18 protein-coding genes and 1 tRNA gene are annotated in these 19499 nt (G+C 48.2%); 7 read left to right on the top strand and 12 right to left on the bottom strand.

Annotated elements, in window-relative coordinates; all coding sequences use genetic code 11:
• Positions 1–100: 100 nt before the first annotated feature.
• Positions 101–1102, top strand: coding sequence for a YeiH family protein (locus IE181_RS10080; RefSeq protein WP_191252561.1), 1002 nt, complete (start codon positions 101–103; stop codon positions 1100–1102).
• A gap of 110 nt (positions 1103–1212) precedes the next feature.
• Here the strand turns inward: IE181_RS10080 and IE181_RS10075 are convergent.
• From IE181_RS10075 to nhaB, 6 genes are all read right to left on the bottom strand, one after another.
• Positions 1213–1289 (bottom strand) — tRNA-Pro (locus IE181_RS10075).
• 59 nt (positions 1290–1348) lie between these two features.
• Positions 1349–2677, bottom strand: a complete 1329-nt coding sequence (locus IE181_RS10070; RefSeq protein ID WP_191252559.1) for a TetR/AcrR family transcriptional regulator — start codon at positions 2675–2677, stop codon at positions 1349–1351.
• Positions 2678–2682: 5 nt separating this feature from the next.
• On the bottom strand, positions 2683–3156 hold the full coding sequence (locus IE181_RS10065) for a PaaI family thioesterase (protein ID WP_191252557.1): 474 nt from the start codon (positions 3154–3156) through the stop codon (positions 2683–2685).
• On the bottom strand, positions 3156–3626 hold the full coding sequence (locus IE181_RS10060) for a DUF192 domain-containing protein (protein WP_191252555.1): 471 nt from the start codon (positions 3624–3626) through the stop codon (positions 3156–3158). Before IE181_RS10060 ends, IE181_RS10065 begins: the two co-directional genes overlap by 1 nt.
• Before the next feature lie 239 nt (positions 3627–3865).
• Positions 3866–4405 (bottom strand): cold-shock protein, encoded by a 540-nt coding sequence (locus IE181_RS14765; RefSeq protein WP_191252553.1) that lies wholly within the window; start codon positions 4403–4405, stop codon positions 3866–3868.
• A 191-nt stretch (positions 4406–4596) separates the two neighbouring features.
• Positions 4597–6192 (bottom strand): sodium/proton antiporter NhaB, encoded by a 1596-nt coding sequence (nhaB, locus tag IE181_RS10050; protein WP_191252550.1) that lies wholly within the window; start codon positions 6190–6192, stop codon positions 4597–4599.
• Positions 6193–6399: 207 nt separating this feature from the next.
• On the opposite strand from nhaB, the gene IE181_RS10045 reads away from it, so the two are divergent.
• Both IE181_RS10045 and IE181_RS10040 read left to right on the top strand, forming a co-directional pair.
• On the top strand, positions 6400–7347 hold the full coding sequence (locus IE181_RS10045; RefSeq protein WP_191252542.1) for an XdhC family protein: 948 nt from the start codon (positions 6400–6402) through the stop codon (positions 7345–7347).
• On the top strand, positions 7347–8963 hold the full coding sequence (locus tag IE181_RS10040; protein WP_191252540.1) for an NTP transferase domain-containing protein: 1617 nt from the start codon (positions 7347–7349) through the stop codon (positions 8961–8963). Before IE181_RS10045 ends, IE181_RS10040 begins: the two co-directional genes overlap by 1 nt.
• A 53-nt stretch (positions 8964–9016) precedes the next feature.
• Here the strand turns inward: IE181_RS10040 and IE181_RS10035 are convergent, their stop codons facing one another.
• Positions 9017–9586 (bottom strand): regulatory protein RecX, encoded by a 570-nt coding sequence (locus IE181_RS10035; protein WP_191252538.1) that lies wholly within the window; start codon positions 9584–9586, stop codon positions 9017–9019.
• Complete coding sequence (locus IE181_RS10030) at positions 9587–10780, bottom strand: aminotransferase class V-fold PLP-dependent enzyme (RefSeq protein ID WP_191252536.1); 1194 nt, start codon at positions 10778–10780, stop codon at positions 9587–9589.
• A gap of 269 nt (positions 10781–11049) precedes the next feature.
• Between IE181_RS10030 and IE181_RS10025 the strand changes: the two genes are divergently transcribed.
• The 4 genes from IE181_RS10025 (at position 11050) to spt (ending at position 15291) form a co-directional block, all read left to right on the top strand.
• Positions 11050–12798: a fatty acyl-AMP ligase gene (locus IE181_RS10025; protein ID WP_229819315.1), complete on the top strand. Its 1749-nt coding sequence runs from the start codon at positions 11050–11052 to the stop codon at positions 12796–12798.
• On the top strand, positions 12799–13752 hold the full coding sequence (locus tag IE181_RS10020; protein ID WP_191252534.1) for an NAD-dependent epimerase/dehydratase family protein: 954 nt from the start codon (positions 12799–12801) through the stop codon (positions 13750–13752).
• Between the two features lie 78 nt (positions 13753–13830).
• On the top strand, positions 13831–14079 hold the full coding sequence (locus IE181_RS10015; protein ID WP_191252532.1) for an acyl carrier protein: 249 nt from the start codon (positions 13831–13833) through the stop codon (positions 14077–14079).
• A gap of 3 nt (positions 14080–14082) precedes the next feature.
• Complete coding sequence (spt, locus tag IE181_RS10010; protein ID WP_373308375.1) at positions 14083–15291, top strand: serine palmitoyltransferase; 1209 nt, start codon at positions 14083–14085, stop codon at positions 15289–15291.
• A 47-nt stretch (positions 15292–15338) separates the two neighbouring features.
• Here spt and IE181_RS10005 read toward each other — a convergent pair whose 3' ends face one another.
• From IE181_RS10005 to IE181_RS09990, 4 genes are all read right to left on the bottom strand, one after another.
• Positions 15339–16646: an NAD(P)/FAD-dependent oxidoreductase gene (locus IE181_RS10005; RefSeq protein ID WP_191252530.1), complete on the bottom strand. Its 1308-nt coding sequence runs from the start codon at positions 16644–16646 to the stop codon at positions 15339–15341.
• A gap of 50 nt (positions 16647–16696) precedes the next feature.
• On the bottom strand, positions 16697–17641 hold the full coding sequence (locus tag IE181_RS10000; protein WP_191252528.1) for a hypothetical protein: 945 nt from the start codon (positions 17639–17641) through the stop codon (positions 16697–16699).
• 3 nt (positions 17642–17644) lie between these two features.
• Positions 17645–18643 (bottom strand): diacylglycerol/lipid kinase family protein, encoded by a 999-nt coding sequence (locus IE181_RS09995; RefSeq protein ID WP_191252526.1) that lies wholly within the window; start codon positions 18641–18643, stop codon positions 17645–17647.
• A gap of 174 nt (positions 18644–18817) precedes the next feature.
• Positions 18818–19381, bottom strand: coding sequence for a DUF2141 domain-containing protein (locus tag IE181_RS09990; protein WP_191252524.1), 564 nt, complete (start codon positions 19379–19381; stop codon positions 18818–18820).
• Between the last annotated feature and the right edge of the window lie 118 nt (positions 19382–19499).

The following is a 19499-nucleotide window of genomic DNA, read 5'->3' as shown; positions in this document are numbered from 1 at the left end:
TTATCACTATCGTGTATGACTTTATTAGGATTTTAATTTAACCTAAGAGCTGTTTCTGTTATGGGAACTTTTATGAAGCCTCCCAAACAGGAAAAGTTAGATGAAAACGATAGTCAGTAATTACGCACCCGGTATAATTATCGCCCTCACTATTTCCTTGGCAGCCATGTTCCTTGGGGAACATTACGAGGCCCCAACCATGCTGTTCGCGGTCTTACTCGGCATGTCCTTCAGTTTCCTGCGTACAGATGAGAAGTGCGCCGCTGGTCTTGAGTTTGCTGCCAAAACACTGCTGAAAGTTGGTGTTGCCCTTCTTGGCGTACGCCTGACACTGGGGGACTTCGTTGCTCTTGGCCCTATGACACTAGGCTGGATTGCCCTTGCCATCATTACAACAATCATACTTGGGTATATATTGTCTGCCAGGTCATCCTGCGGTGGGTGGTTTGGTGTTCTGACTGGTGGTGCTGTCGGCATATGCGGCGCCTCTGCAGCACTCGCCATTTCAACTGTGATCCCTAAAAGTGAGAAGAATGATCAATTTGTAACACTAACGGTTTTGGGTGTTACAACCATGTCGACGCTGGCAATGATTATTTACCCTGTTCTTAGTGAATACCTTGGCTGGAATGATACACAGGCGGGTATTTTCTTTGGTGCAACAATTCATGATGTTGCCCAAGTAGCGGGCGCGGGCTTTTCTGTTTCTGATGAAGCCGGCAACGCTGCCGTGATGGTCAAATTGATTCGTGTTGCAATGCTGTTTCCTGTTGTAGTCGTGCTAGGCATCATTGCAAGTCGCATAGCGGCAACCAATGGCGGCGTAAAAGAAAAAGTCGCCGTGGTTCCTGCCTTTCTGGTCGTCTTTGCCGTCTTGGTTGGCATCAATTCCGTGGGGGCCATACCAACCAGTGCAACACCGGTTATCGTCAGCATCTCAAAACTGTTTCTAACGGCTGGCGTCGCTGCTCTGGGCGTTCGTAGTGAGCTCAGTAAAACACTGCAGCTAGGTCTGTTCCCAATCTTTGTACTGGTGGCAGAAACGGTCTGGATCGCTGTGTTTATTGCGGCCATCATGTATTTTGGTGGCATGACAGCCTAACAACTCTTAAACACCTTTATTCACAAACAAAAAAGCCTGACCTTGAATAAGGTCAGGCTTTTTCTTTAAAGGTTTCGGCTGGGATTTATGCCGTTCTCCTTTAAGGGAAATGGTCGGGGAGACTAGATTCGAACTAGCGACCCCCTGTACCCAAAACAGGTGCGCTACCAGGCTGCGCCACTCCCCGACGCGAGGCAGTATCTAGTCCCTTCTTCGGGCGAATGCAAGCCCTAAATGACAAAAAAATTATAAGTTAGGCAATAGCACCATTTCTTCACTGTCATCATAGCTGCCAGAGGCTGCAATTCCCCCTAGAATCAAATCAAAATAGACAGCAGACGCACGTTTTAATTCCATTAAACCAAGCCAGTCTGTCATCTCGCTTGCACTGTTCACCGCGCCAGTGATGAGTTGCTGTGCATATTCCGGGTTAATCGTTTTGATCGACCCGTCTTTTTGGCCTTCCTTGATAAAATCACCGAATCTTTCTGTAACCACCCGAATATCATCGATAACTTTACGGCGCACTTCTATCGGCAAGGAGCCCAGAAGACGGAAGTTCACAAGCGGTCCCCGTTCAGAGTTCTGTGTGAAAAACAGATACCGGGCAGCACGTTCCAGCTTATCCCGACCTGTTTTACCTGTTTCGTTAGCCCGGTCCTGCATTTCTTCAAAAAGACGAATTGTCCTATCGAAACACTGCAACAGTAATTCGTCTTTATTTCTGATGTGATAATAGAATGCCCCCTTGGTCGCATTCAGAGCCTCAGCAATTTCATCAAGGGACGTTGCTTTGAAGCCCTTATCATTAAAAAATGTTGAGCCAATTTTCAAAAAGGCGTCCCGCTTGCGCTGGCTAACTTCTTCCCGGTCAAAGCTGGCTGTTTCAGCATCAGCAACCTGCCCTAGCTCGAGCCCTTTCACCACTGCACCCCGTGGTCCGCCAAAGGCAAGTCCCTGACGCACTACATCAACGACCTGCGTAACGGCCAATCCAATTTCCTGCGGCTTCAGCAAGCCAAACCAGACGGCAGACCACCCCAGCATACCCATAAGGGCTCGTGCGGTGGCACGGCCACTTAATTCGCGAATACAGCCATCATTACGCCCTTCCCTGATTATACCTGCAATCCGGTCAACAATATTTATATACCGGCGCCCTAATTCAGACCTATGTCCTTCTGATAAGGTTTGGATTTCTGTCAAAATTGCCAGCGGTGCACGCTTACCCTCGAAAACCAACTGCCAGTTATGCAGATACAGTTCGACGAATCTGATGACTTGTGAATGAGCATCAGGCAGACTTTCAGCCTCATCAAGCATTTCAGTCATAACATCCAGCGTCATTCCGTAACACTGATAGATCAGATCTTCCTTGGTCTTCACATAATAATAAAGGCTGGTTTTTGTCAGGTTCAAAGACTGGGCAATCTCTGTAAAGGTTGTTGCCCTTGCTCCTTTTTCATTGAAAATGCGAGCAGCCTGTTCAAGAATCAAATGACGTTTTTGCCCCCACTGAACCTTGCGGTCAAAAGGGGAAACAGCTTTTTGGTCTTTGTCCTTATTCTTTTCCACTTCTGTCAACTCTGTACCCTCGTATTAGACCCCATAATTTTAAACACTGCATTTAACCCTGCTATAGGCGTATTATCAACGCAGATTTCCCCATTCAGACTAACCAAGCTGCCTTCCAGGCCACAGATGCGCGCATGTCCCGTCACCCAATCGCCCAGCGCTGCTGGGCCCGTAAAGTCTGTCACCATTCGCACTGTCACAAATGGACGGTCTGCTTTTTCAAGGACAGCGCGTGACATTACAATATCGGCAAATGTCATAATCATCCCACCATGACAAAATCCACCAACATTGCAGTGGTTCTCAAGCACTCTAAACCCCCGGAGCCACCCGTCAGTAGTTTTCTTTTCAAACAATGGGCCACTGCGCCAACCAAAGGGAGAATTGGAGACGATCGGCTCATACCCTTCTGGCGGGTTTATGCCTTTTATGACGTCATCAGACGGTATTTTGGCAAAGGGCTTAATATTTTTTGGCACTAGTAAGACAACCTGGGCAGTTTACCAATTAAAGGGTGATCCACATGATCCCCCTTACTTAAGCCAAGGGCAGCAGCACGCCCTCCGGCCAGTTCAAGAACCGCGATAGCACGGCCTACAGATTCTCTGGGTGTTTCTGTCTCTGGCTCCGCATTCGCGACAATATTTGCAATTCGCCCATTTTCGCGAATAAAAATTATATCAAGCGGGATAAGAGTGTTTTTCATCCAGAAACGCTGTCTACGGGATTCTGCAAACAAAAAGAGCATACCCTGATTATCGCCCAGCTCCGTACGGAACATCATACCGCGGGCGGTTTCCTCTGGTGTTTTCGCCAGCTCAACTAAAAGCTCAACTTGTGATCCGTCCTGCTTATTAATAACCAGAGGCTCTGAATAATCAGCCCCGTTAGCAGTCGTTGACAACAACATAAACAAAGAGAAGATCAAGACCTTTAAGTAATCTGACATGGTACTCTCGCCATTTGATTTTATGATATATTTAGGAATGTAAAAGTATATTGCCTTGCTTGTCTATAGAGCAGTTGCTCTGACAGACAAGACGAAGCTGGCAGAAAACTGTTACCCGCTAGATTTGATGCCTGAACAGGAGATGCCCAGACAAGTCATCTATCAAGGTAAAAAGTTGCCCGTCGCTGAGCTAAATAAAAATTGGCCAGACCCTATTGAAAGAGTCTGGCCTCAAATCTTTAGGCATCTCCCGGCAAGGCAATCTGCGCAACCAGCGGTCCACGCTCCCCCTTGCCAATTCGGACACGCACATCCTGTCCAGGCTCAAGGTCTGTCAAGCCAGCACGGCGCAGCGTTTCGATATGCACAAAAATATCTGCACCGTCTTCAGTTTCTGAAACGAAGCCATATCCTTTAGTACGATTAAACCATTTCACGGTTACATCGACAAAATCGTCCGCAACGTCAACATCCATACCAGGATGCGAAAAGCTTGACCGCCCAAGGTCCTCTGGTTTTACCGCAGTGGAAAGGTCTAATGACTTTACCTCAACGGCCTGCCGTCCACGTTCCCGTGTAACAGCCGTACAGGTTACAGTCGTTCCTTCCGGAACCGACCGCCTACCTACTTCCCGAAGCACAGAGAAGTGCAATAACACATCCCCGTCTTCATCGTTGGGCACCATGAACCCATATCCTTTTACAGCATCAAACCATTTCACCTTGCCGGTGATTAGTGTCTCTGCCTCAGCGGGTTGTCCGTCACCAAGCGTACTCATACAGTCCCCCCTGTTTACTAACGCCAAGAGGAAATATTAAGAATTTATTAATCTTCATGCAACCCCCGAAATCGAATGATTTTAAATATCTCTATCTTGTTGTTAATTTACAACAAATCATAAAAGGCCTCTCAAGAATGCAAAAAGCCCGATCCTGGGACCGGGCTTTTCGGTGTTATGCTTAGTTGGTTTTAGTGATGCCCAGCATCTTTAGAAGCAGCCACAGGCGGCATATCAGTATGATGATTGATCAAGTGTGCATCATACAGTTTGTCAGTTGCAGGAACCAGCAGGTATGCAACAGCGATATAACCAGTGATCGCCATAGTAATGGTGTAAGGCAGAGCCATCTTCACCATTGTCATGTACGACAGACGGATAAGCGGTGCAATTGCACTGGTCAGCAGGAACAGGAAGGCTGCCTGACCATTTGGTGTTGCAACAGACGGAATGTTTGTACCTGTGTTAATCGCAACAGCCATCAGGTCATATACATCACGAGTGATGATACCATCAGCAAGAGCCTTACCGATTTCACTGATATAAACGGTTGCCACAAATACGTTATCCGAGATTGCGGACAAGAACCCGTTCGCAACATAAAACGCTGTGATCTGATTGTGGCCTTCAAGAGAGAACACAAATTCAATGACCGGCGCGAAAAGCTGGTTGTCCGTGATAACTGCTACAATCGAGAAGAAAACAACAAGAAGGGCCGTAAAGGGCAGTGCCTCTTCAAAAGCGTGACCAATCTGGTGCTCTTCCGTAACACCTGTCAGGGCACTTGCAAGTACGATGACAGACAGACCAATAAGGCCAACTGGCGCCAGGTGGTACATAAGGGCAATAACCAGCCAAATTGCAACAACACCCTGTGCAACAAGGCTTGCTTTCTGTTGTGTTGTACGACGCTCAGATTCGTATGCATCATAATCTATAAGAACCTGCATCACTTTCGGCGGGATTTGAGCACCGTACCCAAATGTGCGCGTGATCTCAAGCGTTGCACATGTAGCAAGACCAACGAAGAATACAGGAATAGTCACAGGCGACATACGCAGGAAGAATTCACCAAAGCCCCAGTTTGCCTGTGTACCGATGATGATATTCTGCGGCTCCCCAACGATGGTCATCACGCCACCAAGTGCCGTACCGACCGCTGCATGCATCATAAGACTACGCAGGAATGCACGGAAACCTTCCAGATCGTCGCGGGAATATTGGTCCATCTGATCATCAGCCAGGTGGTTGTGATCTTTGTTATGGAAATCCTTACCAGACGCAACCTTGTGGTAGATGGTGTAGAAGCCTACTGCAATCGCAATCACAACCGCTGTCACTGTCAGTGCATCCAGGAACGCAGACAAAACAGCTGCGGACATAGAGAACATCAAAGACAGGGCAATCTTGTTACGAACACGCACAATCAACTTGGTGAACACAAACAGCAACATATCCTTCATGAAGTGGATACCTGCTACCATGAAGACCAAAAGCAAGATCACTTCAAGGTTCGCCACGATCTCATGCTCAATCGTTCCGGTGCTTGTCATTCCAATAATGACAGCCTCAAACGCAAGCAAACCACCCGGCTGCAAAGGATAGCATTTCAATGCCATTGCAAGGGTGAAAATAAATTCCAGAACCAATGCCCACCCTGCGACATACGGGCTGACAAAGAAGAACAGAATTGGATTCAGTATCAAAAAGGCAACGATAGTATATTTATACCAATCTACCGAACTGCCCAGAAAATTACGTCCAGCAGGACTCTTAAACAGCGACATGTTTATTCCCTTAAATTATCCATATGCCAACCCTCCGGTGGCTTATTGCATTTGGATGTATAACGCCCACACTCGGCAAATCAAGAGAAACCCGATTGTACCGCTATCTTGCGGACTTGTTTTTTCATGTTTACTCTTATTTATCTACATGCAACAAATTTTATTCAATATCACATTTTTATCCAAAGTAGAAAGGTACAAGATTGTATGATCCACGAGATTGAAACCCTGCTGAAGTGGCACGGCGAAGGTCATAAAACAATTTTAGCTATCGTACTTTCCACTTGGGGATCCGCACCGCGACAGGCAGGCAGCATGATGGTTATCCGTAGGGATCAGGCGTTTGAAGGCTCTGTGTCTGGTGGCTGTGTCGAGGGTGAAGTCATCGCAGAAGCCATGACAATGCTGCATTTCGGCGGTGCCAAGAAACTCAGTTATGGCATTTCTAACGAAAATGCATGGGCTGTTGGCCTATCCTGCGGCGGACAGATAGAAATACTGTTGATCACGGTTGAAGACAGTCAAGCTGAACATCTTGAAACCGCCCTGAAGAAAATCAAAAATCGGAAAACCGAAATTTTGGAAATCAACACCAGAACTGGTGAAATGTCTGCGCCCAAGATTTTATCAACAGAGTTACGTGAATCGCCCGTTCCTGTGATGATGGACAGGCTATTTTTCCTACCCTTTCGACCGGCTGATGAACTTGTGATTGTCGGCGCAGTTCACATTGCCCAGGCGCTTGCGCCGATGGCAAAGGACCTTGGGTTTGATGTGACTGTGGTTGACCCACGCGAAGCGTTCGCACAAGAGGAGCGGTTTCCCGGCATTAATCTCGTCACAGAATGGCCCGATGTTTATTTGCGCGCTAACACACCATCAGCAACCACTGCTGTGGTCCTTCTGACACACAGCCCTAAACTGGATGACGCGGGCCTGATGGTCGCGCTCAAATCACCTGCATTCTACATTGGGGCACTGGGCAGCAAAAACTCGCACGCCGAGCGCTTGGAACGACTACGGGAGACGGGGGCTGAAGAAGAAAGTCTTCAGAAGATCAAAGGGCCAATCGGTCTGGACATCAAGGCTAAAACCCCTAAGGAAATTGCCGTCTCCATACTTGCTGAAATCATCGCAGAAAAACGAGCGACATAATGCAGTTTGAGACGCGCGACATCCAATCTGCGATCGGTTGGTATCTGGCGCACTCGATCGCCGGGGCCAGCACACGATACGGAAAAGGCACGGAAATCACACTGGAAATCGTCAATGATGTAACGAGTAATAGCGATAATATTTCAAATACTATCAATATATTAGTAAGCGTATTTAAACCTGAAAAAGATGATATTGATGAAAACACCGCTGCGGCAAATTTAGCCCGCGCCATAGCGTCGGACACAGGCACGGTTCACATACCAGACGCGGCCCGTGGTCGTGTGGATTTGTATGCATCCACGAACGGCCTTCTTGATCTGGGCAATTCTTTTGATGCTTTCAATCAGGTACATGAGGCCTGCACAGTCGCAGCTTTGCCGACCATGACGCCTGTCCGAAAGGGGCAGAAAATTGCCACCATCAAAATAATCCCTTTCACAGTACATAAAGATATCATTGAACAATTGCAGTCACTGCCGCCGGCTATCACAGTACACCCTTTCACCCCCTTCAAAGCGGCAATGATTGATACACACATTTCTGCTTCCCCAAAAACCAGACGGGTGACAGAGAACAGGTTACAGTCCTTTGAAGGCACACTGCATAAACATGTAACTTGCACGCACACCCAAGAGGAGATCGCCTCCAACATTGAAGCATACAGCCGTGATCCAGATATAGACTGTATTCTTATCGCTGGTCGCGCGGCCATTGCGGACCGACGGGATGATATACCAGCGGCCCTTATAAGCGCTGGTGGTACGGTCGAATATTTAGGGATGCCCGTAGATCCGGGCAACCTGCTGATGCTTGGACATCTGGGCAAAAAACTGGTTATCGGGCTCCCGGGCTGTGCGCGTTCCCCTGCCCCGAATGGTGCCGATATCCTTCTTGCGCGTTTTGCAGCCAAATTGAAAACAACTGGCGCAGACATCCAGAAGATGGGACGTGGTGGCTTGTTGAATGGTGCTCTGACCTATTATGCTGACTTTTCTGCCAAGTCGCAGGACACTAACGCAGACAATAACACTGCAGCGATCATTCTTGCAGCAGGGCAATCAAGCAGAGCACAGGGACGGAACAAACTACTTGGAAAAATTGGTAGTGAGACTGTGATTAGAAAAACCACAGACCTCTATAAAGCGATTGTTACATCGACCCCAATAATAGTCCTGGGCCATGACGCAGATCACATTATCCAGACGGTAGGTAACAATGGTATACGAACCATCCATAACCCTGATCACACCAGCGGGATGGCATCCAGCATTCGTGCAGGCATTCAGGCAATACCGGATACGGCAGAGCTGGTTTTCATTGCGCTGGGTGACATGCCTTTCGTCCACAAGGAAACAATCCAGCAACTAATAACCGCAGCGCAAGACAATCCTGATGATGGCATCTTTATCCCGACACTGGGGAAAAAGCGCGGCAACCCGGTTTTATGGCGGCGACCAATCCTGTCGTTATTTGAAAATCTGGCTGGCGACACCGGTGGCCGCCAAATCATACATGCCAATGAACATCTGGTAAGGGAAGTCCCGGTCCATGACCCTGCCATCCTGATTGACCTTGACACACCTGAACGTCTGGACGAATACGGCATAGAATAATCACCCCAGACGAATAACTTTTAAACAGTGAACTGCTCTATGAGAAAAGTAGCTTATCTCGCATGAGACAGAAGGATCTCCAACTCGTCTCTTGTCAAATTCAGAATGCGCTTGCACACATCGTAGGAAAAGCCTGCACGCGCCATTGATGCTATTTCCTTCTCATGTTTTTCAGGCCCATAGGTGCGGTCTGTACGTCTGTAGGCACCAAAGCCGCGTCTTTTCAAATATGCTGCGGCTGCAATCTCGTCGGCACTGATACTGTCTTCCTCTGCCCCTGGTAGTGCTGTGATCGCCTGATCAATTAAATCAGGGTCAATCCCTTTATGACGCAAGTCTTGCTGTATCATCCTGCCGGGCTTGCCACGCCTTAAAAGCGCTTCTGCACGTGTGGCAGCATAAGTGGCATCATTAATATACCCAAGCCGCTCACACTTATCTGCAACAGATACAATCCAGTCACGGTGTTCACTGTCTATGTCAAAAGAGTCTGTCCTGCGCTGCACTTTACGCGACAAAACCTGCACAAGGTTGGCTTTTGAAGACATAAACCGCCCCAGATAATGCAAGGCGGCACGCTCCAAATACGCTTCCGTGACAGGTTTCTGTTTCTTTTTCTCCACCTAAATGTCCTCAATAGCCGTCAGCAGATCATCCATATCGTCTTTGGAGTGATAATAATGCGGTGAAACACGTACTGCTGACTGTATCCCCCTTGCATCAAGATCTAATCTTGTATGAACCACCGACGCTGTTTGCACCCCGATATTACGTGCGTGCAACACAGCTTTCACCTCTGTCGGGTCCTTATCTTTTTTATTAAATGTGATAATCGCGCCAGAAGCATCTGCAGGGCATGTAGACGTCACATTGGGTATGCTGGCAATATTCTTCCGAAGATAAGAGGCATTACTGGCAATCGCTGTGAAAGCGGCGTCAGGACCAATATCAAGAAGATAATCAATGGCAGCCCCCAAACATAACTGCCCTGCGACACTTCTTTCCCAGGCTTCAAAAACCCGGGCATCAGTCCGCAATTCATAATCGAAGTCAGCCGTCCAGACAGCTGACTGGTTGGTTAGTACAACCGGGTTTATTTGTCTAAGCATCGTATCACTGATGTATAAAAAGCCGGTACCTCTTGGCCCTCGCAGGAACTTTCGTCCCGTACCAATCAACATGTCGCATCCAATATCTTTAATATTTACCGGCAATTGACCAATCGACTGACAGGAATCAAGAAGGAAGGGTACATCATGCCTGCGGGCGATTACCCCCACAGCGTGTACATCATTTACCTGACCGCTCGACGACGGTACATGCGAGACGCTTATCACCTTTGTGTTGCTGTCGATCAATCCTTCTAATGCTTCTAGGTCAAGTGTGCCGTCCTCCCCCGCCGGGGCAACACGAATTTCAATGCCACGTGTCTTCTTCATATGAATGAAAGCAACAAAATTGCTGCAATATTCATTGTAGGCTGTGACAATATTATCGCCGCTTTGCAGATTTAGGGAGTAAAAAGCCTTGGTCCAGGCATCAACAGCACTTCCAGCGAACGCAAAGTTTCTTGCATCACCCCCCAAAAGCGTTGCCAGACTATCGTAGAACCCCTCAAGCTGATCCGCATGTTGCTCTTGCGCAACATACCCACCAACAATTGCTTCCTCCTCCAGGTGCCTGATTTGCACATCCAGTACCGAACGAGCCATTATGGAACAACCCGCGCTATCAAAATGCATTCTTTGCTCAACACCAGGTGTATCAAGCCTTAACGCAGTCAGCGTTTCCTCGGAAAATGTGTTACAAGAGGTCATAAACCAATGCCTTTCAGTGTATTTTTTCTACGGCTTGCATCATGGTGCAGGGTCACTTTTTGCTTGCCTAAAATCCGATCTATCTGTAATTCCCCCAGATTACTTGGGCCAAAGAATTTTGCACCCAAACTATTTTTTTGCATCGGAGCGCTGCAGATTTTTGCGTCAGACGCTCTTGGAAGGCAACAGATTTTCGGTTAAGGTACCGAAAGTCTTTGCTTGGTTATTGGGTTTTTGATGGAGTCCAGGCGAAATGGCTTGGGGCTAATATGGTAGAAACAACCACGATGACATCTGTAACGCCGACACTAGATTCGACCTTACCTCGGCGTTATTCCGACTTTGACACACTTGTCGACGCTCTTGAATATGCGGCGCGCGGTATACGCGGCGCCAATTTTTATAATGCGCGCGGTGATCTTGTTGAGAGCTTGACCTGGAAAGAAGTGCGGGAACGCGCAGTGGTTATTGGCCGCAAGCTCGTCGCTACAGGTTTCAAGCGTGGGGACCGCATAGCCCTGATCGCTGAAACATCTGCAAACTTTATCTGTTTCTTCCTTGGTTGTCAGTATGCGAGCGTTTTGCCTGTGCCGCTGCCTCTGCCTACTTCATTTGGTGGTAAAGACGGTTATGTATCCCAGTTGCGCGGCCAAATGGAAAGCTGCGATGCCTCTGCTTTGCTAGCACCTGCTTTTATGCAGGAGATGTCCGAACAGGCTGCGGATGGACTGAAACTGAAATTTATTGGGGATACTGCTGCATTCCTCGCGCAGGACGGCGACGCAGAACCTAACCTGCCTGCAGCTGACGATCTTGCGTATCTGCAATATTCAAGCGGCAGTACACGCTTCCCGCACGGTGTGGCTGTGACACACCGGTCACTGATGTCAAACACCCACGGCATGGGCTATCACGGCGTACGACTGCTGGATGATGACCGCTGTATCAGTTGGTTGCCTTTCTACCATGACATGGGACTTGTTGGCACATTCCTGACGACACTAACGTGTCAGGTTTCCGTTGACTTCATCCCTACGGAAGAATTCGCACGTCGCCCCCTTAGCTGGTTGCGTGTTATGAGCGCGAACAAGGGTACAATCTCATATAGCCCTACATTTGGTTATGACATCTGTACACGCCGCGCTGCAATGCGTGCCAGCGCGATGGAAGGACTTGATCTGTCCTCATGGCGCGTTGCTGGTATTGGCGGCGATATGATCCGCCCTGATGTACTGCGTGAATTTTACGAAAGCTTTGGTCAGATTGGTTTTTCTGAGCAAGCATTCCTTCCAAGCTATGGCCTGGCAGAATGTACACTTGGTGTTAGCTTCGGTAAAGTGGGCCAGGGCATTGAAATTGATCTCGTAGAAGAATCCTTGCTGGTTGGTGACCGCCACGTTCTTGTCAGCAATGCTGACAATGACGACCGGAAACGCGAAGTTGTTAACTGTGGTCGCCCTCTTCCAGAATATGACATTGAAGTGCGCGATGAAGACGAAAATGTGCTGACAGAAGGGTCTGTCGGTAAGGTGTTCGTTCGCGGCACCTCTGTTATGCGTGAATATTACGGCGATCCGGAAACCACCCGCAGTGTATTAAGTGATGATGGCTGGCTTGACACAGGTGATATGGGATACATGAAAAATGGTGACCTGTATATTGTTGGCCGCGCCAAGGATATGATTATCGTCAATGGCCGTAACCACTGGCCGCAGGATATCGAATGGGCCGCCGAACAGATGGACGGCATTAAAAACGGTGACATCGCGGCTATTTCCGTGCCGGGTGAAAATGCTGAAGAAGTGCCAATGATATTGGCTCAGTGCCGTATCGGCGAAGCCGCAGACAGAGCAAAATTTGTTGACGAACTAAAAAAGCACGTTCAGGGCGCAACCGGTGTTAACTGCCTGATTGAATTGGTGCCGCCTCGGTCCTTGCCACGGACCTCCTCTGGTAAACTCAGCCGGACGAAAGCACGCAATCAATATCTGTCTGGCATGTTACGGGCTATTGCCTAAATGACAGGCAGACAATCCTCAGAAAACACAGGGCAGACGGTTGCTTTGACCGGTGCGACTGGATTTCTTGGATCCCAGCTTATCACCTCCCTTGTCAAGGCGGGCTTATCTGTTCGTGCCTTGACCCGTCGGCCGCAAGCTGACAGGGAAAATGTTTACTGGGTCAAAGGCGATCTGGATGATAAAGATGCGCTTCTTGAACTGTGTGAGGGCGCGGACTGTATCATTCACTGCGCAGGTGTGACGAAAGCGTTAAGCCGTGATGCTTTCTTTGACTGTAACGTCAAGGGTACGAAAAACCTGCTGCAAGCTGCTAAAAGTAAAAAACCGACCCGTTTTATCCTGGTTTCAAGTCTTGCTGCGCGGGAACCGCAGTTATCGCATTATGCTGCCAGCAAAGCCGCTGCAGAAATGGCAGTTTCCTCTGGTCATTGGCCCTTCCGGTGGGCAATTGTACGCCCCCCTGCCATATATGGCCCTGGCGACATGGAAATACTGAAGATTTTCAAGGCACTAAAGGTAGGAATTTTGCCAGTGCCGGGCAGGAAGTCTAACCAATTTTCGATGATTCACGTCGAAGATATGGCAGAAATTATCTGCAAAATGACTGCAGGTGGATTCGGCGGCCAGATTATAGAGCCGGATGACGGCAAATCTGGTGGCTACACGATGAAAGAAGTCGCACTTGCCCTGTCAGGTGACAAGAAACCACCGCGCCTGATCACGATCCCTTCGCCGCTATTAAAAATATTCGGTATTTTAAATGGTATCGTTGCCCGCCTGTTACGCCGTCCTGCAATATTTACTGGCCAAAAAGCACGGGAACTAGCGCACTCTGACTGGGTTAGCCGTAGTGCGCGCAAGCCACACTTTGACAATTGGTCGCCACATTATAGCCTTAAAGAAGGGCTTAATACTACGCTGCAATGGTACCGCCAAAACGGCTTTTTATAGTAGTGACCTAAACAAGAAACTTGCAAAACAACTTTCTGTGCTTCATTAAGACAGGAAAATAACTGTTGGATTTAAACCATGGCTACTGCGGAAACGCTTGAAAAAATCTACGCACTTATCGAACCGGTTAACCGGAAATCCTGTCAACTAGCGCCCGAAACCAGCTTTGCTGTTGATTTGGAGCTGGATTCACTGACAGTGATGGATCTTGTTGCAGACATTGAAGACGAATTTGATATCGTCATTCCTCTCAACATCCTTCCTGACCTGGAAACCATTGTCCAGGTCGCCGATGCCGTAGAAAAAATAGTAGCAGAAAACGAGTAATCTATAGTGGATCTCCTGGATAAATTTGATTCTATCGTAGCACAGCGAACTGCTCTGCCTTTTGAAGAAGCCGACCCATTCACAGTTGTGATGGACAAAATCATTTCGGAAACCGAAGCAATCATCAACGGTCGTCCTACCATTTTGGCAGGTACGAACAATTATATGGGCATGACCTTCAATCAGGAAGCTCTTGAAGCTGCGCACAAAGCTTTGGATGATTTCGGCACTGGCACCACTGGTTCCCGTGTTCTGAACGGTACCTACGGCAGCCATAAGACGCTGGAAGCACGTATTGCGGAATTTTACGGCGTTGAACACTGCATGGTTTTTTCCACGGGCTATCAAGCCAATCTTGGCATGATCTCCACCCTTGCTGGCAAGAATGATTACGTCATTATCGACGCTGATAGCCATGCCTCTATCTATGACGGCTGCGCTATGGGTAATGCAACGATCGTACGTTTCAAACATAACGATGTTGCACAGTTAGAGCGACGCCTGAAACGTCTCCCTGAAGACGCTGGCAAACTGCTGGTTGTTGAGGGCATTTATTCCATGCTTGGCGACAGTGCACCGCTTAAAGAAATTCTTGAACTTGGTAAAGAATACGGCTGCGAAACATTGGTCGATGAAGCACATTCCATGGGCTTTTGTGGTGAGAAAGGTCGCGGTATAGCCGAAGACCTCGGTGTTGAACATATGGTTGACTATATCGTTGGCACCTTCTCCAAGTCTGTCGGGACAATCGGTGGTTTTGCCGTATCCAATCACCCAAAATTTGATGTTTTGCGTCTGGTTTGCCGGCCATATGTTTTCACTGCAAGCCTACCGCCAAGTGTTGTCGCCTCAGCGATCGCATCTATTGAAGCAATCTCCCGCGCTGGTAACAGACGTGCGCATTTGTGGGAAAATGCTAAGATGCTGCATGGCGGCCTGAAGGAAGCGGGGTTTGATCTGGCAACGGAGAAGGCTGAAAGCCCGATCATTGCTGTTTGCTTGCCTGACATTGAGACTGCAACCCATTTCTGGGAAAACCTTCTGAAAGAAGGCGTCTATGTGAATATGGCTGTACCGCCTGCCACGCCTGTTGGCTATAATCTGATGCGTGTCAGCATCTGCGCACAGCACACCACAGAGCAGGTTCAGGAAATTATCACCCGGTTTATAAACACTGCCAAGAAAATTAACCTGAAACTTGGCAACGCGTAATAGACATTACAGAAAGCTGGATACACCGTTTGTCCAGCTTTCTTATTTTAGCCCATCACATTGCTGATAGAGGCATTGATTGTCCGCAGGCGGGAAAACGATCCCGTGTTGATCTTGTTGCCAGTTCGCATGCAATCATGCTGGTAGGGCGCTGCATCATGATCTCCCCCCTGCTCACAATAAGCAATTAAACCAGCCATCAACTCCCCTGCAACGGGTCCATTCTTAAACTGGTTGCCACTGGTGCCAATTGCCAGATAAAAACCATCCAGCGGAGACCTGTCATAAACTGGTGTCCAGTCCGGTGTGACGTCATACAGTGCTGTCACGCCCTTTGCCTGCCCCGGAATTTGCAGATCAGGCACCCTGAGCGCCGCCCTGTAAGCCTGAGCCGTCCATTGAGGCCCAGGGCTTGCATTAAAATCCTCAGGGTTATCTATCCACTCAAGTGGATCACACTCAGGCTCTGTCCCGCCAATAAAAAGTGTGTCCGCAGCATCAGACCGTACATAAGTACCGCCATCCATATCCAGAAGAACAAAAGGTTCAGCAGTTTTATTTGTCAGCGGCTCTGGCCTTGGTAAATGGCATACCTCTGCCCTTAGGGGGCGTGTTGCAAACGGCAACTGCATACTGATGCCAGCCATCGCATTCAACTGTGCTGAAAAAGGGCCCGCAGCATTGACCACAACAGGCGCTTCTATTCGCTCGCCATCAGACAGAAGAACACCCTGTACCCTGCCATTATCATTCAAAATGTCAGTAACTTCTGCGCCAAAACAGAAAACTGCACCTTCTGCCTTTGCAGCCATATATATGTTTTGCGCTGCCAGTAACGGATCATTTACATAGCCCGCATCCGGTGCATAAATCGCACTTTCCAGATACGCACCACTTAGGTCGCCAAACATAGGATCTTCAAACCACCGTGCCGGCGAAAGCGTATGCGTATCAATACCGGGAAACCTGTCAGCAAGCGTTGATCTGTCAAGTCGCTCCCACGGAATATCAAGTTTGGACAAATGCTTACAGCTGGCATCCATCATAGTTGAACCCGGACTTTCAAGCACAATCATGCCGCACTCTGTGTAAGCTGCTAAAGCAGTATCAGAAGGAATGTGGGCGCCAAGAAATTCAGACCATTCACGCCAAACATGCACCCCTTCCCAGGCCAGAGCACAACTATCATAATTTGAATAAGTGGTGCGGATAATTGCCGAAGAACTGCTGGTAGACCCGTAGCCCGCCGCAGGATTACGGTCTACACAAAGAACGGAAGCCCCTGCCCGCGTTAATGCCAATGAAATGCTTGCACCGATAATGCCTGCACCAACAACAATCATATCATATGCCATTTGGCGTCTCCCCCTACCATAGCGATATAATTTCTATTAATCTCTGGTTACTATTTGAAAGCACCTTTTTTGCGACTGCTCCAAAAAAGGGTTAGTCCAGCAATGATTTGGTGCCGCCGCATCCAGTCCTTAATTTCAATTTCAACGCCGGAATGACGTTTAATTTTCCAAGCCAGATAGTCAATTCCGCCGTCAAACGTCATAGACGCCTTAATCAAGCGAAGGAAACTGACAAGTTTTCCGTTTATTCTGCGAGCGAACCAACCAAGTCTGTTTTTTACAACAGGCCATCGTGCAGGTTGATGCTTTAATTCTACCGGATCAATTGAATGTCCGAGAATATCAAATGCAATCGGACTAAGCCGGTCATAGCGGTCCTGATCCAGAAGATAGATTTCAAGTCCTTTGCCACTTCGCTCTGACCGGAGTTCAGATGCATAGGTGTTCTCGAAGGCAGCAACCCATACCTCCCTAGAGCCTGCACCAGGTTGAACCTGTGGCAGCGTTTTACTCAGCATTGTTAAAACAGTCTGGCCTACATCACCTGCAATCTGCCGGGTAGTCTCTTCATTTTTCGAGAGCAATAGCTTACAGGGCTGACAAAACCTGGCCCAGACAGAAACATTTAGACAGGTTGGTAGAGACCGTTTATGTAGGTCTTCACGCGACAAAACAGCATATTTTGACCGTATGGTAATACCTGCTACATCCATTTCATGGTAGAAGACATTCGGTGGTAAAATCTTGTTTGCGGCTGCCAGGAATAGACCGGAATACGCATCACGGTATGACTTTACGATCACGTAAAAGTCCAAAATTTTCTCTTCGATTTCACCCGTACGCAAACAAGAGCCGTAAAACAAAACGCCCTCTACACTGTCGCCGTAACGGCGTGCAATATCTTCTGCGGCATCAACCACAGCCTTGGGGACGTCTTTCGTCCATTCGTCCAGAATAAACGCACACAGTGTATCGTTCGGGCCGAAAATGGTCATTTGCTATAGCTTCATGAAAGTCAGGGACTTTGTCCCGCTCAGAGTGACCGGCGTATCTTTTTTCGGTGTGTAAATTTCACCGTCTAGTGTAACAGGATCCGTGGTTTCTATTGTGACCTCATCCGAACGGCGAACATGGACACCGCCTATTCCCTTTTTACCAAATGTACGGGTAAAAATCAGGCCAATTGCAGCCCTGAGAACAGTGCGCCCACCTACTTCAATGGCCGAGAAACCAAGCCCGCCAGCCCCTTCACGTGGGAACGGTTTCACACCAAGCAAGAGCTTATCGAGCGAAGTCACAGAGACAAAAGAATATTCACCAGATAGCCTGCCGCCGCCTTTGACGGTAATGTCCATCGGAGCAGATGCCATCAGGCTTTTATCCACACCAAGACCAAGAGCAGACAGCAACAGCTTGCCCAATGCCATAACATGAGCCAAACCATTAGGAAGACCAGTTGAATAGGCATTTTCCCGTGTCCATAAAATGCCCTTCACGATACCTGCAGCTCCAAAAAATGTTCCAACCTTTTTATCGGAACCATCACCCAGATCCAACTCGATCACGCGGCGACGGACAGTTCTATTCACGATTTCGCCTGAGTGAACAGCCTGCAGAATTTTTTTCAATACCTTATGGGGTTTTCCCTTATACCCAAGGTCTGCTGCAGTCATATTGGTTTTGCCGCCTGGCAGGAATGCAATTGGCGGCGTTACCTTGAAAGGGTTTCTATATAGCAGGGACGCCATTGCCATCCCAATAGTTCCGTCCCCTCCATTTATGATAATAACCGAGGGTGTTGCCCGCGCGAACAGAGCCATTGCTTCATCAATTGCTTTAATATCTCGAAGCTCAAAATGAACAACATTGGGCGTGTTTTTAATAACCTGCCGGACCTCGTCCATATTAGCGCTGTTTGTTGTGCTTTTTGGGTTGGAGATAATCGCAACCATAGGCACAACAGAACCGGCGCTCATTGTTTCGTGGCTTATTTGCATCGACTCTGGGCCTACCCTGCAACTTTGTTATCAATAGGTTGATTTGGGGCCTTATACTCTCTTTGCCATACTACTGCAATATGGCCGCCTTAAAACAAACGAGCATGTGACAATTTGGCATCAACACAAGGCGCATCAGGGTACATTCCACCCCTACCTCATAGACTTACCCCATCAACGGCGTTTCATGCGTCTACGGGTTTCTTTCTGTTTGTCATCTGATCCAAACATATATTTCAGCTCAATGGCCAGGTCTGTTACCCCTTCCGGGACATCAACAACTACATCTTCATAATCAGGTGCGGAAAGTCCAAGGGACGGGTTTCGGGAAAACCCAAATCCTTCGGTAAAGAAGTCTGCTTTCCCGTTGGCATTTTTGTCATGCATGATCACCACAGCATATTTACCCGGTGCCGGCAATGGCACACAAACGGTCTGACTTTCATCCGTTGCGGCAACATCAATACGAACCAGCTTTTTCCCCTTACCGAGAAAATCATCAGGATTGTCACCGTAAATCTGTGCCCTGACATTACCTTCGATAGTGCGAATACCGTCCACTTCAACCTTAATAAGAGCTTGCCCTGGTTCTGCAATGCACTGTGCCGGCGACAGAGAGTCTTCAGCATTTACGCCTGTGGCATACCCAATCATTAGCATCAGTAGGCCTGTCATCCACAAGACAAACTTACTATCCCGTGAATGTTTAACCGGAATACTGGCTATTCGGCATCGCATACTATTCTCCAGACAAGTTGCCAATACCCTATGATTAGGGCATAGATGGTGGCAGAATTATGTCTGATATGATGCCATTCCAAGGCCAATACAACACGATTCTGTCAAATTTTTTGTG

It is taken from the genome of Kordiimonas sediminis (genome assembly GCF_014656395.1).
GTDB lineage: Bacteria > Pseudomonadota > Alphaproteobacteria > Sphingomonadales > Kordiimonadaceae > Kordiimonas_A > Kordiimonas_A sediminis.
This window is presented reverse-complemented; position numbering and strand designations above follow the sequence as displayed.

What these genes read in the sequence shown, in the direction of transcription:
- IE181_RS10025 (WP_229819315.1), top strand. Translation starts at nt 11,050, where the DNA reads ATGGTAGAAACAACCACGATGACATCTGTAACGCCGACACTAGATTCG.
- IE181_RS14765 (WP_191252553.1), bottom strand. Translation starts at nt 4,405, where the DNA reads ATGAGTACGCTTGGTGACGGACAACCCGCTGAGGCAGAGACACTAATC.
- IE181_RS10040 (WP_191252540.1), top strand. Translation starts at nt 7,347, where the DNA reads ATGCAGTTTGAGACGCGCGACATCCAATCTGCGATCGGTTGGTATCTG.
- IE181_RS10020 (WP_191252534.1), top strand. Translation starts at nt 12,799, where the DNA reads ATGACAGGCAGACAATCCTCAGAAAACACAGGGCAGACGGTTGCTTTG.
- IE181_RS10030 (WP_191252536.1), bottom strand. Translation starts at nt 10,780, where the DNA reads ATGACCTCTTGTAACACATTTTCCGAGGAAACGCTGACTGCGTTAAGG.
- IE181_RS10015 (WP_191252532.1), top strand. Translation starts at nt 13,831, where the DNA reads ATGGCTACTGCGGAAACGCTTGAAAAAATCTACGCACTTATCGAACCG.
- IE181_RS09995 (WP_191252526.1), bottom strand. Translation starts at nt 18,643, where the DNA reads ATGCAAATAAGCCACGAAACAATGAGCGCCGGTTCTGTTGTGCCTATG.
- IE181_RS10045 (WP_191252542.1), top strand. Translation starts at nt 6,400, where the DNA reads ATGATCCACGAGATTGAAACCCTGCTGAAGTGGCACGGCGAAGGTCAT.
- IE181_RS09990 (WP_191252524.1), bottom strand. Translation starts at nt 19,381, where the DNA reads ATGCGATGCCGAATAGCCAGTATTCCGGTTAAACATTCACGGGATAGT.
- IE181_RS10005 (WP_191252530.1), bottom strand. Translation starts at nt 16,646, where the DNA reads ATGGCATATGATATGATTGTTGTTGGTGCAGGCATTATCGGTGCAAGC.
- nhaB (WP_191252550.1), bottom strand. Translation starts at nt 6,192, where the DNA reads ATGTCGCTGTTTAAGAGTCCTGCTGGACGTAATTTTCTGGGCAGTTCG.
- IE181_RS10080 (WP_191252561.1), top strand. Translation starts at nt 101, where the DNA reads ATGAAAACGATAGTCAGTAATTACGCACCCGGTATAATTATCGCCCTC.
- IE181_RS10060 (WP_191252555.1), bottom strand. Translation starts at nt 3,626, where the DNA reads ATGTCAGATTACTTAAAGGTCTTGATCTTCTCTTTGTTTATGTTGTTG.
- IE181_RS10000 (WP_191252528.1), bottom strand. Translation starts at nt 17,641, where the DNA reads ATGACCATTTTCGGCCCGAACGATACACTGTGTGCGTTTATTCTGGAC.